Origin of the sequence: Pyxidicoccus sp. MSG2 (assembly GCF_026626705.1) — a bacterium.
Taxonomy (GTDB): domain Bacteria; phylum Myxococcota; class Myxococcia; order Myxococcales; family Myxococcaceae; genus Myxococcus.
Genome location: NZ_JAPNKC010000001.1, coordinates 831908 through 844695, shown reverse-complemented (window position 1 = coordinate 844695; position 12788 = coordinate 831908). Strand labels below are relative to the sequence as shown.

Below are 12788 nucleotides of genomic sequence, written 5' to 3'. Positions count from 1 at the left end.
GCGGGACTCACTTCTTCCGGAACAGGGCCTCCGCGGCGTTCAGCAGGGCGTCGCGGCTCTCCTTCTCGTGGATGCCGCCCTCGCCAATCTGGAACAGCTCGCAGAAGTTGGCGCCGTCCTTGTCCTTGGGCACCTCCGCGAGGGGCTCCTTGCACTCCTTGGCCACGCCCGGGTCGAAGTGCCGGCAGTTGCGGCACGAGCGTACGTCCTCGCCACAGCCGGGGCATACGTCGCGCCGCCCCACCTGGTTGGCGATGATGTCGAGCGGGCGTCCACAGTGCGCGCAGCCGGGCATGGCCACCTCCACGGGAGAAGGGGCCACCATTGTGCCAGCGAGTCCCCGCGTGTGGGGAGCCTTCAGCGCTGCGGGCTGGAGATGAGCGCCGGAGCGCGCTCCGAGGAGACAGGCGGCGGCGCGGACGGGCGCGGCTCACCCGTGGCGTCCACCAACTGGTCATCCAGGCGCTTGAGCAGGAAGAGCAGGTAGGCGGACACGGCGGCCAGCATCGACGCCAGGATGCCCAGCATCATGCCGCGCTGCCACCGGTGTGCCCGCTCCAGCACCGCCCGGCGCTCCGCGAAGGACTTGAGCTGCGCGTCCGCCGCCGAGCCGTCCAGCCGGTTCGCGTAGTCCTCGGCCTGGGCGGTGCCGCGCTCCATCAGCCACTGCCCCTGCACCTGCAGTGCGTCCGAGCGCGTGTAGCAGTAGCCCGCCATACCCGCGGAAAGCAGGGAGACGCACAGCGCCACAGTCACGCTCCGGGTGCCCATTTCAACGTCCTCCGGACTGGCCATTGCGCGGGCCAGGACACCCGCGACCGCTCCGGCTTCCCGAAGACAGTAGCGGATGGTAGGGAGCCCCCCTGACATGGGCAAGCCCTACCGTCCGAAAGACCACTTCTTCCAGAAGGCCAAGCAAGAGGGGCTGCGCGCCCGCTCGGCGTTCAAGGTCGACGAGCTCATCAAACGCTTCCCGATGGTGAAGAAGGGGCACGTGGTGCTCGACCTGGGGGCGGCCCCGGGAGGCTTCCTCCAGATTCTCGCGGAGGCGGTGGGGACGGGGGGGCGCGTGATTGGCGTGGACATCGTCGCCATCCGTCCCTTCACGCAGCGGCACGTGCAGACCGCGGTGCTGGACGTGCTGGCGGACGACTTCGACGCGAAGCTGGCGGCGATGTACGACGGCCCCTTCGACGCGGTCATCTCCGACATGGCGCCGAAGACGAGTGGCATCAAGGCCACGGACGAGGCGCGCAGCCTGCGGCTCGCGGGCAAGGCGCTGGAGGTGGCCGCCGCGCGCGGCCGGCCCGGCTCGTCCTTCGTCGCCAAGGTGTTCATGGGCGGCGACTTCGAGGACTTCCGCAACCAGGTGCGCTCACTTTTCGAGGAAGTGAAGGTCGTGCGCCCGGAGGCCACGCGCGGCGCGAGCATGGAGGTCTACCTGGTGGGGCTGCGCCGCAAGGCCCCCACGCCCGCGTCACCTTGAGGTTCATTGTGGAACGATTCGGCGGGCGGCTGTGTCTAGAGTGCCGCCCATGCACCGGACTCCCTGGACCCGAGCGTCCTCCTCCGCCCTGTTGCTGCTATCCCTGCTGCTGACCTCCTTGCCCGCGCTGGGGCAGGGGAAGGCCCCGCCGACGTGGAAGGCCATCGACGCGTTGGTGGACGAGCAGAAGGTGGAGGCCGCGGCGCAGGGCGCCGAGGCCCGCCTGGAGAAGGCGAAGGGCGGCACCGACGAGGCGGAGTGGGCGCGGGCGCTGGTGCGCACGGTGCAACTGCGCAGCGCGCTGCATGGCTACGAGACGTCGGTGCGCTTCCTGCGCGAGCAGCCCTGGCCGAAGGGCGTGCTGCCGCGCGCCACGCTGAACCTCTTCTACGCCCAATCGCTGGTCACCTACGCGCAGGCCTACGGCTGGGAGGTGCGCCAGCGCGAGGCGGTGGCCTCCACCGGCCCGGTGGACCTCAAGTCGTGGACGTACGAGCAGATCCTCACCGAGGCGCAGCGCGCCTACGAGGACGTGTGGAAGCAGCGTGAGAAGCTGGGCACCGAGCCGGTGACGGTGCTGTCCGAGTACATCCGGCCCAACACCTACCCCGCGGGCATCCGCTCCACGCTGCGCGACGCCGTCTCGTACCTGCGCGTGGCGGTGCTGGCGGACAGCTCCCACTGGCGGCCCGAGCACGCCAACGAAGTCTATCGCCTGGACCTGCGCTCGCTGCTCGAGGGCTCGCCCACCGTGGACCTGACGGACCCGAACCTCCACCCGCTGGTGAAGGTGGTGGCGGTGCTCGCGGACCTGGAGGCCTGGCACCGCGCCGGGGGCCGGCGTGAGGCGGCGCTGGAGGCGCGGCTCAAGCGCTACGAGGTGCTGTCCGTGCACTTCAGCGAGAAGGACGACGCGGCCCGCATCCGCCAGCACCTCGCCGCGTTCCTCACCCCCTTCCGCGACGTGGCGTGGTGGGGCATGGGGCAGGGGCAACTGGCGGAGCTGGAGAGCGCCGCGGGGCACCCGGTGCGCGCGCTCGCGCTGGCGAAGCCGTGCGTGGACGCGTACCCGAAGTCGGAGGGCTCGCGGCGCTGCGCCGCCCTGGTGAGCGCGCTGGAGGCCCCGGACTTCCGCCTCGCCTCCATGCAGTCGGACGGGCCGCGCCGCCGCTCGGTGGAAGTCACCCACCGCAACGTGCCGGCGGTCTACTTCCGCGCCTACGCGTTCGATTTGGAGAAGCGACTGGCGAAGGTGGACGACTACAACGTCCTCCCCTACGGCGACGCGCTGCTGCGCATCTTCAACAGCCAGAAGCCGGTGGCCTCGTGGACGACGCAGCTGCCGGCGACGCAGGACCTGCGCGAGCACCGCACCTTCGTCACGCCGCCGCTGGAGCAGCCGGGCACGTACATCATCGCCGCCTCCGCGCGAGAGGACTTCGGGAGCAAGAACAACCGCGTGCAGGCGGTGTTCATGACGGTGTCGCCGTGGGTCATCGTCACGCGCGCCACGGCGGGCACCTCGGTGGAGGCGCGGGTGGTGCAGGGGGAGTCCGGCAAGCCCGTGTCGGAGGTGCCGGTGCGCCTCATCCTCACCGACTACAACAAGGGCTTCCGCGAGGTGGCCAGCGCCACCACGAATCCGCAGGGCGAGGTGACCTTCCAGGCGCCGAAGGGACAGTCGTACCAGAGCTACCTGCTGGTGGCGGGACGCGGGCGCGAGACGTTGCTCCACCCCAATGGCTTCTCCTTCTACCCGCGAAGCGAGCCGCAGGAGTCCACCTCGTCGCTGGTCTTCACCGACCGCAGCGTGTACCGCCCGCTGCAGAAGGTGCTCTGGAAGGTCGTGGCCTTCCGCGGGCGCGGCGACCAGGCGCGCTACCGGACGCTGCCGGAGCAGTCGCTGGTGGTGTCGCTGATGGACCCCAACAACCAGGAGGTGGAGAAGCGCGAGGTGCGCACCAACGGGTTCGGCTCGGCGGCGGGGGAGTTCACCGTGCCCACCGGCCGCGTGCTGGGCGCCTGGTCCGTGCGCGTGGCGACGGGCGGAGGCACCTCCATCCGCGTGGAGGAGTACAAGCGGCCCACCTTCGAGGTGACGCTGAAGGACCCGGAGGCACCGCTGCGCCTCAACCGGCCGGCCACCTTCAAGGGCGAGGCGCGCTACTACTTCGGGCTGCCGGTGGCGTCCGGCACCGTGCGCTGGCGCGCCTTCCGCGAGCCGGTGCTGCCCTGGTGGTGGTGGTGGGACCGGTCCTCCGTTTCGGTGAAGCGGCAGGTGGTGGCGTCCGGCACGTCCTCGCTGGCGGAGGACGGCGGCTTCGGCATCACCTTCACGCCCGAGGCGGATGAGCGCTCCGCGCGCACGCCGGGGCTCACGTGGCGCTACCGCATCGAAGCGGACGCGACGGACGAGGGCGGAGAGACGCGCTCGGCCGAGCGCGCCTTCCGGCTGGGCTTCGTCGCGGTGGAGGGACGCGTGGACGCGGACGAGGGCTTCTTCCGCGAGGGCGTGGCCCCCGAGGTGAAGCTGGTGCGCACCACGCTGGACGGCGTGCCGCAACCCGGCCCCGGCCGCTGGCGACTGGTGGCGCTGAAGCAGCCCTCGCAGCCGCTGTTGCCCGCGGACGAGCCCATCGTCGAGCCGCCCGCCGTGGAGGTGGATCCGGAGGCGGTGCGCACGCCCACTCCAGGCGACAAGCTCCAGCCCCGCTGGGACACGGACTATTCGCCCCAGGCGGCGCTGGCCCGCTGGCAGGACGGCGGGGAGCAGGCGAAGGGCGCCGTGCAGCACGACGCGGAGGGCCTGGCCCGGGTGAAGCTGCCCGCGCTGAAGGCCGGTGCGTACCGGCTGCACTACGAGACGACGGACGCCTTCGGCCAGACGTTCACCGTGGCGCGCGAGCTGCTGGTGGCGGGCGAGGCCGCGCCCATTGCACTGCCGGCGTCGCTGGTGCTGGAGCGCGCCACGGTGCGGGTGGGTGAGGTGGCGCGGCTGCTGGCCTTCTCCGGCTTCGAGGGGCAGCCCCTGATGCTGGACGTGTACCAGGGCGAGCGGCGCGTGCTGCGCAAGCCGCTGACGGGCGGCAAGGCACCGGTGGTGGTGGAGGTGCCCGTGACGGAGGAGCTGCGCGGCGGCTTCACCGCGGTGCTGGTGGCCGTGCGCGACTGGCAGTACCTGGGCTTCTCCTCGCCCGTGTTCGTCCCGTGGGACGACAAGGAGCTGAGCCTGGAGTTCGCCACGTTCCGCGACAAGCTGCGTCCTGGCGCGAAGGAGACCTGGCGCGTGACGGTGCGCGGCCCGAAGGGCGCGAAGGTGGAGGCCGGCGCCGCCGAGCTGCTCGCGTACATGTACGACCAGTCGCTCGACTTGTTCGCGCCGCACACGCCGCCGAGCGTCGCGGCGCTCTACCCGCACCGTGCCTCGCATGTGGACCTGCGCTCCTCGCTGGCCGTGGCCATGGCCCAGTGGGTCGTCAGCCAGGGGTACGGCGACGTGCAGGGGTGGAACCCGCCCGAGCCGGACGCGCTGCGCTTCGAGGACGAGTACGGCCTGGGCGGGCCGGGCTATCGACGCTACCGGAACCAGGCGATGGGCGGTGCGGTGCGACGCGAGCGGATGACGGCAGCCCCGAGCGCCGCGCGGCCGATGGAGGAGTCCGAGAGCGGAGCTCCGCCGCCTCCGCCTCCCGCGCCTCCCCCCGAGCCGGCGAAGCCGACCCTGCAGGCGGAGGCGAAGAATGCGGACAAGGCGCAGAATGCCCAGGCGGGGCAGGCCGCGCCGGCCGAGGGACTGCGCTCCAACTTCGCGGAGACGGCGTTCTGGGTGCCGCAGCTCCTCACGGGAGCGGATGGCTCGGCCACGCTGGAGTTCACCGTGCCGGACTCGGTGACGGCGTGGAGCGTCTGGGTGCACGGCATCACCCGCGACTTGAAGGGTGGCTCGGTGCAGCGCACCACCCGCAGCGTGAAGGAGCTGATGGTGCGGCCGTACGTGCCGCGCTTCCTGCGCGAAGGGGACAGGGCGGTGCTGGAGGTGGTGGTGAACAACGCGGCGGAGAAGCCGCAGCAGGGCACGCTCACGCTCGACATCGTGGACGCGCAGACGCAGAAGAGCCTGCTGGCGGACTTCGGCGTGAAGGGCGCGTCGCAGGCCTTCAACGTCGCGGCGGGGCGGGGGACGAACCTGCGCTTCGCGCTCACCGCGCCCGCGAAGGTGGGGGCGGTGGCCTTCCGCGTGGAGGCCCGCGCCGGCAACCTGAGCGACGGTGAGCTGCGCCCGCTGCCGGTGCTGCCCGGCCGCATGCACCTGTCGCAGTCACGCTTCGTCACGCTGAAGGGCAAGTCCTCCAAGACGATGACGTTCGAGGACCTGCGCGCGGGCGGGGACCCGACGCGGGTGAACGAGCAGCTCGTCGTCACCGTGGACGCGCAGCTCTTCTACGCGGCGCTCCAGTCGCTGCCGTACCTGATGGACTACCCCTACGAGTGCACGGAGCAGACGCTCAACCGCTTCGTGTCCTCCGGCATCCTCGCCAGCCTCTACGGGCAGTACCCCGAGGTGGCGAAGATGGCGAAGAAGATGAGCGAGCGCGCCACCCAATTCGAAACCTTCGACGAGGTGGACCCGAACCGGAAGATGGCGCTGGAGGAGACGCCCTGGCTGGAGATGGCGAAGGGCGGACCCCAGGCCGAAGCGGACCTGGTGCGCGTGCTGGACCCGAAGGTGGCCGCGGCCGAGCGCATCTCCGCGATGGGGAAGCTGCGCAAGGCGCAGACCTCCAGCGGCGGCTTCCCGTGGTGGCCGGGGGGACCGCCGTCGCCGTTCATGACGCTCTACATCCTCCACGGCCTGTCGCGCGCCATGGAGTATGGCGTGGAGGTGCCGCCGGAGATGACGCGCAACGCGTGGGGCTACGTGGCCCGGCACTTCCGTGAGGAGTACGCGGACAAGCTGATGAAGAAGGGCCAGGGCTGGGAGTTCCTCACGTTCCTCAACTATGTGGCCTCCGCGTACCCGAGCGAGCGCTACACGGGCGAGGCGCTCACCGCCGCCGAGCGCGAGCGGATGCTCGCCTTCAGCTACAAGCACTGGAAGAAGCACTCGCCGTACCTCAAGGGCTACCTGGCGCTGACGCTGAAGCGCGCGGGGCAGGGGAAGGACGCCGAGAAGGTCTGGGAGAGCGTCATGGACTCGGCGAAGTCGAGCGAGGAGCTGGGCACGTACTGGGCGCCCGAGGACCGCAGCTGGCTCTGGTACAACGACACCACGGAGACGCACGCCTTCGCCCTGCGCACGCTGACGGAACTCAAGCCGAAGGACCCGCGGCGCGAGGGACTGGTGCAGTGGCTGCTGCTGGACAAGAAGCTCAACCACTGGAAGTCCACCCGCGCCACCGCCGAGGCGCTCTACGCGCTGGTGAAGTACCTCCAGTCCGAAGGCGCGCTGGGCGTGCGCGAGGACGCCAAGGTGACGGTGGGCCCGCGCGTGGTGCAGATGGAGTTCTCCCCGGATGAATACACGGGGAAGAAGAACCAGGTGGTGGTGCCCGGGCCGGAATTGAATCCGGCCACCATGAGCTCGGTGGTGGTGGAGAAGACGACGCCGGGCTTCGCCTTCGCCTCCGCCACGTGGCACTTCTCCACGGAGAAGCTCCCGGAGGAGGAGCGCGGCGACTTCTTCAACGTGTCGCGGCGCTACTTCCGGCGCGAGCGCGAGGGCCGTGAGGCGGTGCTCCAGCCGCTGGCGGAGGGCGCGGTGCTCAAGCCCGGTGACGAGGTGGAGGTGCAGATCTCCCTGCGCACGAAGCACGCGGCGGAGTACGTCCACCTGAGAGACCCACGCGCCGCGGGCCTGGAGCCGGAGAACGCGCAGTCCCGCCACAAGTGGGACCTGGGCATCGTCTGGTACGAGGAGACGCGGGACTCGGGCACCAACTTCTTCTTCGAGTGGCTGCCCGCCGGCGAGTACACCTTCAAGTACCGGCTGCGCGCCAACATGGCCGGTACCTTCCGCGTGGGCCCCGCCACCGTGCAGTCCATGTACGCGCCCGAGTTCACCGCGTACTCCACGGGCGCGGTGCTCACCGTGGGCCCGGCGAAGTAGGCGAGGCGCACGAGATGACGGACGACTACCGGAGCCACCCCGTCGACCCGGCCGTGGTGCGGGCCTCGTTGGACGGGCTGCTCGTCGCGGATGCGGGCTACACGGTGCGCATCCGCGACGTCGCGGGGCTGCTCCAGCGGGAGGGCTTTCGCGTCTACGTGGTGGGCGGGGCGTGCCGCGATTGGCTCACCGGCGAGGCCGTCAAGGACGTGGACCTGTCGGTGGATGGGCCGGTGGAGAAGGCCCACGCGGTGCTACGCGCGGCCTTCCCCGGCATCGACCCGGTGCTCCGCCACTCGCCGCGCTTTGGCACGCTCCGGTGGGGCAGCAGGGCCACGGGTGGCGTGGACCTCAACATCCTGCGCAGCCGCCACGACATCCAGAATGACGACATGTGGACCACGACGTTCGTCGCGCGGGGCGACTTGCGCGAGGACGCCCTCACCCGGGACTTCTCGGTCAACGCCTTCTACCTGGCGTGCGACAGGGAGGACCGGCTGTTGGATCCGCTCGACTGCGGATTGGAGGACGTGCACGCGCGCGTGCTGCGGCTCATCACCCACCCGCGCGTGCTGGACACCAGCTTCCGGACCACCTTCCGCATCCTCCAGTTCCTCTGCCGCGGCTACCGTCCGGCGCCCGACATCCACGAGCACCTGGCGCGCTACGCCGACCACGACATCCAGGGCATGGGGGACCGGCTGCTGAACTGGATTCCCAACCACCTGGGCAGCACCCCGGAGTTGATGGCCGAGTTCCGGGAGCGCCTCCATGCGTGCGCGAAGGAGGAGGCCTCCCGGAGGGTGCTGGACGACGTCTTCGCCCGGCTCGCGGAGGCGGGCGGCTAGCGTGCCCCGTCCCGGGCCGCCGCCCACGCGTTGGCCCGCTCGGTGATGCGCAGCGCCAGGGCGCGCTTGACGATGCTGTACTCCAGCCAGCTCTGCCCGGGCACCGCCGCCAGCTCCCGCTTCAGGGCCTCGTAGCGCTGCCGCTCCTCGGGCTCGGCGCGCATGAAGTCGCGGAAGTTGGTGAGGTAGGAGAACCACGGGCTCTGGTGGCCGCACACGTGGACGACGAAGGCGCCCTGGCCGTCCGCGTTTACGTTCCAGAACCAGGTGAAGTCCGGGTCGATGGGGCTCGGGCCATAGGACTCATAGCCGAGCCCCGCGAGCAGCTCCGCCTGCCGCGCGGTGCAGGGCAGGGCGCGCACCGCCACCGCCAGGTCGAGGATGTTCTTCCCCGGCAGCGGTGGAATGGACGTGCTGCCGATGTGCTGGATGTCCACCAGCCCCTCGTCGGCCAGCGCGGCGTGGAGCCGCTGCTTCTCGGTTTCGAAGGCGGAAGCCCACGCCGGGTCATGTTCCCGCACCTGGATGTCCAGCTCCGGCGAGCGCAGCCGGGACCAGCGGCGCACGAGCCCCTCCACGGACTCGCCGCCCAGCTCCTCCGGGCGGACGCGCTCCTTGAGGCGCCGGATGATGCGGGCCAGCCGGAAGGCGTCCGCCGCGCCGCCGCCCGTGTCTGCGCTCATGGGCGCGCCTCCGGGCCGGGGTGGGAAGGACGGCACCAGTGGGTGAGGTCCCTGTCCAGCAGCGCGCTCAGTCGCTCCACGTCTGGCAGCAGCTCCGCGCAGACGCGCTCGCGCGCCCCCGGCGACAGCCGCTGGCTCTTGGTGCCGAGGTGGGAGTCGCGGCCCGTCTTCAGCCGGGCGCGAATCTCCGGGGTGGCCGCGCGCATCTGCCGCAGCACCAGGGGGCGGATGAGCGCCGTGGCGCGGGCCTCGTCGAACTCCGGGGTGTGCTCCGGGTCCACGCCGAGGAACTCCAGCGTGCGCCGGTACTCCCTCCGCACGTCCTTCACCAGGTCGTCGAAGATGACGATGTGGACCCGCTCGCGGCCGAAGGTGCGCAGGAAGCGCTCCACCGGCTCCGCGTAGCGCGCCACCGAGCGGTACTGGAGCCCCTCGGGGAAGTAGCACCGGGGGGGCAGCCGCTGCCCGCGCGCCCGCTCCGGCTCCGCGTCGAGCGCCGCGGAGAAGTCCTCCAGGTCCTCGTTGCCGGTGCGCAGGTACAGCGAGTGCAGCGAGTGCATCATCGCCACGGGCTCGCGCAGCATGATGAGGATGCGCGCGTCCGGGGAGAAGGCCTTCAGCTCGGCGGGGGCCGTCCTGGACATGATGTAGAAGACGGAGCCCTCGCCCACCACCTTCGCGTCGCCCGCGCCGTCGAAGAGGCTCAGGTAGCTGGCCTCGTCGCCCACGGCGAGCGGCTGTCGCGTCAGGTCCGAGCCGAAGTAGATGGGCTCCTTGAGCAGCGACAGGAAGATGCCCGGGTGCTGCTTGAGATACGTGTACATCGACGTCGTGGCACAGCGCGGTGCCCCGACGATGAAGAAGTTGGGCTTGGGCATGGGGCCTACCAGGGGAACTCGTCGCGGTCCTTGAAGAACTTCCCGCGCGGGCCGTCGTCCGGAATGGTGGCCAGCCAGACGATGCCTTCCGAGCCCTCCTCCACCGAGCGCTCCGCGCGGATGCCGCCCAGGTGCGTGCGCACCCAGCCTGGCGTCACGGCGTTGACGAGGATGTTGGTGTCCTTCAGCTCGTCGGCGAACACGCACGTCATCGCGTTGAGGGACGCCTTGGAGATGCGGTAGGCCAGCTTGCCCGCGGCCAGGCGCGAGAAGGAGCCCAGCCCACTGGAGACGTTGACGATGCGGCCGTAGCCCTGCTGGCGCATCACCGGCACGCAGAGCTGGATGAGGCGCAGCGGGCCGTGGACGTTCGTCTCCAGGGTGGTGCGCACGGTGTCCATGCCCAGCTCCAGGCCGGGCTGCTTCATGTCCAGGGCGACGGCCGCGTTGTTGACGAGGATGTCCAGGCGGCCCAGCTCGCGGGTGACGGCCTCCACCGTCTGGACCATGCTCTCCTCGCGGGTGACGTCGAGCGGGAAGAAGGTGACGGGCAGCCCCTGCTCCGCGAGCGCCTTCGCCGCGGGGCGCCCCTTGTCCTCGTTGCGGGCGGTGAGCGCGACGCGGATGCCCCGGGCCGCGAGCTGCCGGCAGACCTCCAGTCCGATGCCCCGGTTGGCGCCCGTGACGAGCGCGACCCTCTCCGTGATTTCCATCCCTCTCCCTCTCGCGTCAGACGTCGTACTGGGGGAACAGCTCGAAGAGGAGCCGCTCCCGGGTGCGCACGAGCTGCTTCAGCTCGGGCGTGTAATAGGACTCCCAGCGGTCCTCCGGCGCGCGCCCTCCCTCGGCGGGGTACACCTTCTCCGCGTCCAGGATGAAGGCGAGCGCCTCTGGTGCGTGGCCCATCTCCAGCAGGAAGCCGTGCAGGCCCCGGTTGAGGTTTTCGGAGAAGGTGAAGCGCACCGGGTACATGTCCTGCCGGCACCGGCCGGAGGTGAGGTAGTCGTCGTCGATGGCGGCGAACACCTCGCGAGGGTTGGCGCAGTAGAAGCGCACGAACTGCTCGGTGTGCCAGCCCGGCCGGCGCTCCTCGGGGAGGCGCTCATTGCGGAAGCCCGTCTCCTCGCGGTTGTGCCGGTTGACGAACTTCGTGTTCGCCAGGACGACGAACTCGGCGAAGGACAGGTCCGGGTAGTGCGGGAAGAGGGCCCGCATCTCGTCCGCGCCGCAGTACATGTCCGGGTGCAGCTTCCACCAGCCGAAGTGGTACTGGGACACGTACCGGTCATACGGGTTGCGCAGCGTGGTGAGCAGCGGCTTGCCACGCCACGGCTCGGGGATGGCCGAGCAGCCCCCGTGCTTCTGGGTGTTCACCCAGGGCCGGCCGCCACCCGCATAGAGCCGCTCCAGCATCTTCGTGACGAAGGTGCCGCCCGTCTTGGGCTGGTGCAGGTAGACGAAGTCGTCGGTGAGGAGCATGGAGCGGTGCGGGTGGTTCAGGATGCGACGGCGTCGACGGCGGCGGAGAGCTGGCGCCCGGTGTAGTCGCCCCAGAGCAGGCCCTTGCGCGTGAGCGCCAGCTCCGCGTCGGTGACGGTGAGGAAGTCGCCGCCCACCAGCGCGTCCACGGTGGGCTGCACCAGCTTCACCAGGTCGAAGCCGTGGCGGCGCTGGAACTCCTTGCGGTCCAGGCGCAGCAGCTTCAGGCCCAGCACCACGTCACGGGCCATCAGGTCCTTGGCGCTGAGCTGGTAGCCGCGCGCCACGGGCAGCTCGCCCGCCTCCACCATGTCCGAGTACTTCTGCAAGTCACTGGTGTTCTGCACGGAGATGTTGCCGAGCGCGCCGAAGGCCGACACGCCGAAGGAGTAGATGTCGTCGCCGCGCCACTTGCTGGTGGTGTGGCGCTGCATGAAGCCGCCGCCCTTCGTGAAGGTGAAGAAGTTCACCGGCAGGTAGTTGGCGCGCTCCAGCTGTTTGATGGCATGGGCCGCGTACTTCACCTCCTCCTCGTCGGAGGGGAGGAACTGCGCGTCCTTCTTCACGCTCGCGTAGTAGTCGGTGTTGGAATACAGCTCCGTCTTGTAGACGGTGAGCGACTGCACGCCGGTGCCCAGCGCCGTCTCCACGGTGTGCGCCCACGTGGCGTCCGTCTCGCCCGCCAGGCCACTCATCAGGTCGATGTTGACGACCGCCCCGGTGCCCAGGGCGATTTCGATGGCCTTGAGCCCCTGCTTCTCCGTGTCCCGCCGGCCCGTCTTGAGGACGATTTCGTCCGCGAAGGACTGGATGCCCAGGCTGATGCGGTTGACGCCCAGGTGCTGGAGGTGGTCCGCCTTGGCCTGGATGAGCGTGACGGGCTCGCCCTCGACGGTGATTTCAGGGTCCGCGAGGGTGAGGTGCTCGCGCAGCGTGTCCATGATGCGGCTGAGGTTGTCCTTGGACAGCAGGGTGGGCGTGCCGCCGCCGAAGTAGATGGAGTGCGTGGGGCGCGCCTTGAGGTCGAAGCGCTTGGAGGCCAGCTCGATTTCGCGGCACAGCGAGCTGACGTAGCGGTCGATCTCCGGCTTGCGGTTCTCGCTGAGGGTGGTCGTCTTGTAGTGACAGTACGCGCACCGCTGCACGCAGTAGGGCGTGTGCACGTAGATGTTGAGCGGCGCGGGCGTCAGGAAGCGCTGGGCGACATCGCCGCGCCAGTAGCGGTAGGGCGGGTAGTTGGTGACGAACCCCTTGCGCGTCAGCTCGATGCCGCGGGGCAGCTCCTCGGTGGCGGTGCTCATGGCGACG

Annotated in this window: 10 protein-coding genes; 3 read left to right on the top strand and 7 right to left on the bottom strand. The window is 70.3% G+C overall.

Features of this window, described 5'->3' with window-relative positions:
* Positions 1–7: 7 nt before the first annotated feature.
* Both OV427_RS03590 and OV427_RS03585 read right to left on the bottom strand, forming a co-directional pair.
* Positions 8–295, bottom strand: a complete 288-nt coding sequence (locus OV427_RS03590; protein ID WP_267854707.1) for a hypothetical protein — start codon at positions 293–295, stop codon at positions 8–10.
* 62 nt (positions 296–357) lie between these two features.
* The gene (locus OV427_RS03585; RefSeq protein WP_267854706.1) at positions 358–771 is read right to left on the bottom strand and encodes a hypothetical protein; all 414 of its coding nucleotides are present in this window, start codon (positions 769–771) and stop codon (positions 358–360) included.
* A gap of 76 nt (positions 772–847) precedes the next feature.
* On the opposite strand from OV427_RS03585, the gene OV427_RS03580 reads away from it, so the two are divergent.
* Genes OV427_RS03580 through OV427_RS03570 form a run of 3 tightly spaced genes read left to right on the top strand, consistent with a single transcriptional unit; the run spans position 848 to position 8440 of the window.
* Positions 848–1486, top strand: coding sequence for an RlmE family RNA methyltransferase (locus OV427_RS03580; RefSeq protein ID WP_267854705.1), 639 nt, complete (start codon positions 848–850; stop codon positions 1484–1486).
* Between the two features lie 49 nt (positions 1487–1535).
* A complete protein-coding gene (locus tag OV427_RS03575; RefSeq protein WP_267854704.1) occupies positions 1536–7592 on the top strand; it encodes an alpha-2-macroglobulin family protein in 6057 nt (2018 codons plus the stop codon).
* A gap of 14 nt (positions 7593–7606) precedes the next feature.
* Positions 7607–8440 (top strand): CCA tRNA nucleotidyltransferase, encoded by an 834-nt coding sequence (locus OV427_RS03570; protein ID WP_267854703.1) that lies wholly within the window; start codon positions 7607–7609, stop codon positions 8438–8440.
* On the opposite strand, the gene OV427_RS03565 is transcribed toward OV427_RS03570, so the two are convergent.
* The 5 genes from OV427_RS03565 to OV427_RS03545 are packed head-to-tail and all read right to left on the bottom strand — an operon-like array spanning position 8437 to position 12781.
* Positions 8437–9123 carry a GrpB family protein gene (locus OV427_RS03565; RefSeq protein ID WP_267854702.1) on the bottom strand — a complete coding sequence of 229 codons (687 nt, stop codon included), beginning with the start codon at positions 9121–9123 and terminating at the stop codon, positions 8437–8439. The genes OV427_RS03570 and OV427_RS03565 overlap by 4 nt on opposite strands.
* Complete coding sequence (locus OV427_RS03560; RefSeq protein WP_267854701.1) at positions 9120–10001, bottom strand: sulfotransferase family protein; 882 nt, start codon at positions 9999–10001, stop codon at positions 9120–9122. The genes OV427_RS03565 and OV427_RS03560 overlap by 4 nt, the downstream gene beginning before the upstream one ends.
* Positions 10002–10006: 5 nt before the next feature.
* Positions 10007–10714, bottom strand: a complete 708-nt coding sequence (locus OV427_RS03555; RefSeq protein ID WP_267854700.1) for an SDR family oxidoreductase — start codon at positions 10712–10714, stop codon at positions 10007–10009.
* A gap of 16 nt (positions 10715–10730) precedes the next feature.
* Complete coding sequence (locus OV427_RS03550) at positions 10731–11480, bottom strand: hypothetical protein (protein ID WP_267854699.1); 750 nt, start codon at positions 11478–11480, stop codon at positions 10731–10733.
* Positions 11481–11497: 17 nt separating this feature from the next.
* Positions 11498–12781 carry a coproporphyrinogen-III oxidase family protein gene (locus tag OV427_RS03545; RefSeq protein WP_267854698.1) on the bottom strand — a complete coding sequence of 428 codons (1284 nt, stop codon included), beginning with the start codon at positions 12779–12781 and terminating at the stop codon, positions 11498–11500.
* Positions 12782–12788: the final 7 nt, after the last annotated feature.

What these genes read in the sequence shown, in the direction of transcription:
- OV427_RS03590 (WP_267854707.1), bottom strand. Translation starts at nt 295, where the DNA reads ATGCCCGGCTGCGCGCACTGTGGACGCCCGCTCGACATCATCGCCAAC.
- OV427_RS03585 (WP_267854706.1), bottom strand. Translation starts at nt 771, where the DNA reads ATGGGCACCCGGAGCGTGACTGTGGCGCTGTGCGTCTCCCTGCTTTCC.
- OV427_RS03580 (WP_267854705.1), top strand. Translation starts at nt 848, where the DNA reads ATGGTAGGGAGCCCCCCTGACATGGGCAAGCCCTACCGTCCGAAAGAC.
- OV427_RS03575 (WP_267854704.1), top strand. Translation starts at nt 1,536, where the DNA reads ATGCACCGGACTCCCTGGACCCGAGCGTCCTCCTCCGCCCTGTTGCTG.
- OV427_RS03570 (WP_267854703.1), top strand. Translation starts at nt 7,607, where the DNA reads ATGACGGACGACTACCGGAGCCACCCCGTCGACCCGGCCGTGGTGCGG.
- OV427_RS03565 (WP_267854702.1), bottom strand. Translation starts at nt 9,123, where the DNA reads ATGAGCGCAGACACGGGCGGCGGCGCGGCGGACGCCTTCCGGCTGGCC.
- OV427_RS03560 (WP_267854701.1), bottom strand. Translation starts at nt 10,001, where the DNA reads ATGCCCAAGCCCAACTTCTTCATCGTCGGGGCACCGCGCTGTGCCACG.
- OV427_RS03555 (WP_267854700.1), bottom strand. Translation starts at nt 10,714, where the DNA reads ATGGAAATCACGGAGAGGGTCGCGCTCGTCACGGGCGCCAACCGGGGC.
- OV427_RS03550 (WP_267854699.1), bottom strand. Translation starts at nt 11,480, where the DNA reads ATGCTCCTCACCGACGACTTCGTCTACCTGCACCAGCCCAAGACGGGC.
- OV427_RS03545 (WP_267854698.1), bottom strand. Translation starts at nt 12,781, where the DNA reads ATGAGCACCGCCACCGAGGAGCTGCCCCGCGGCATCGAGCTGACGCGC.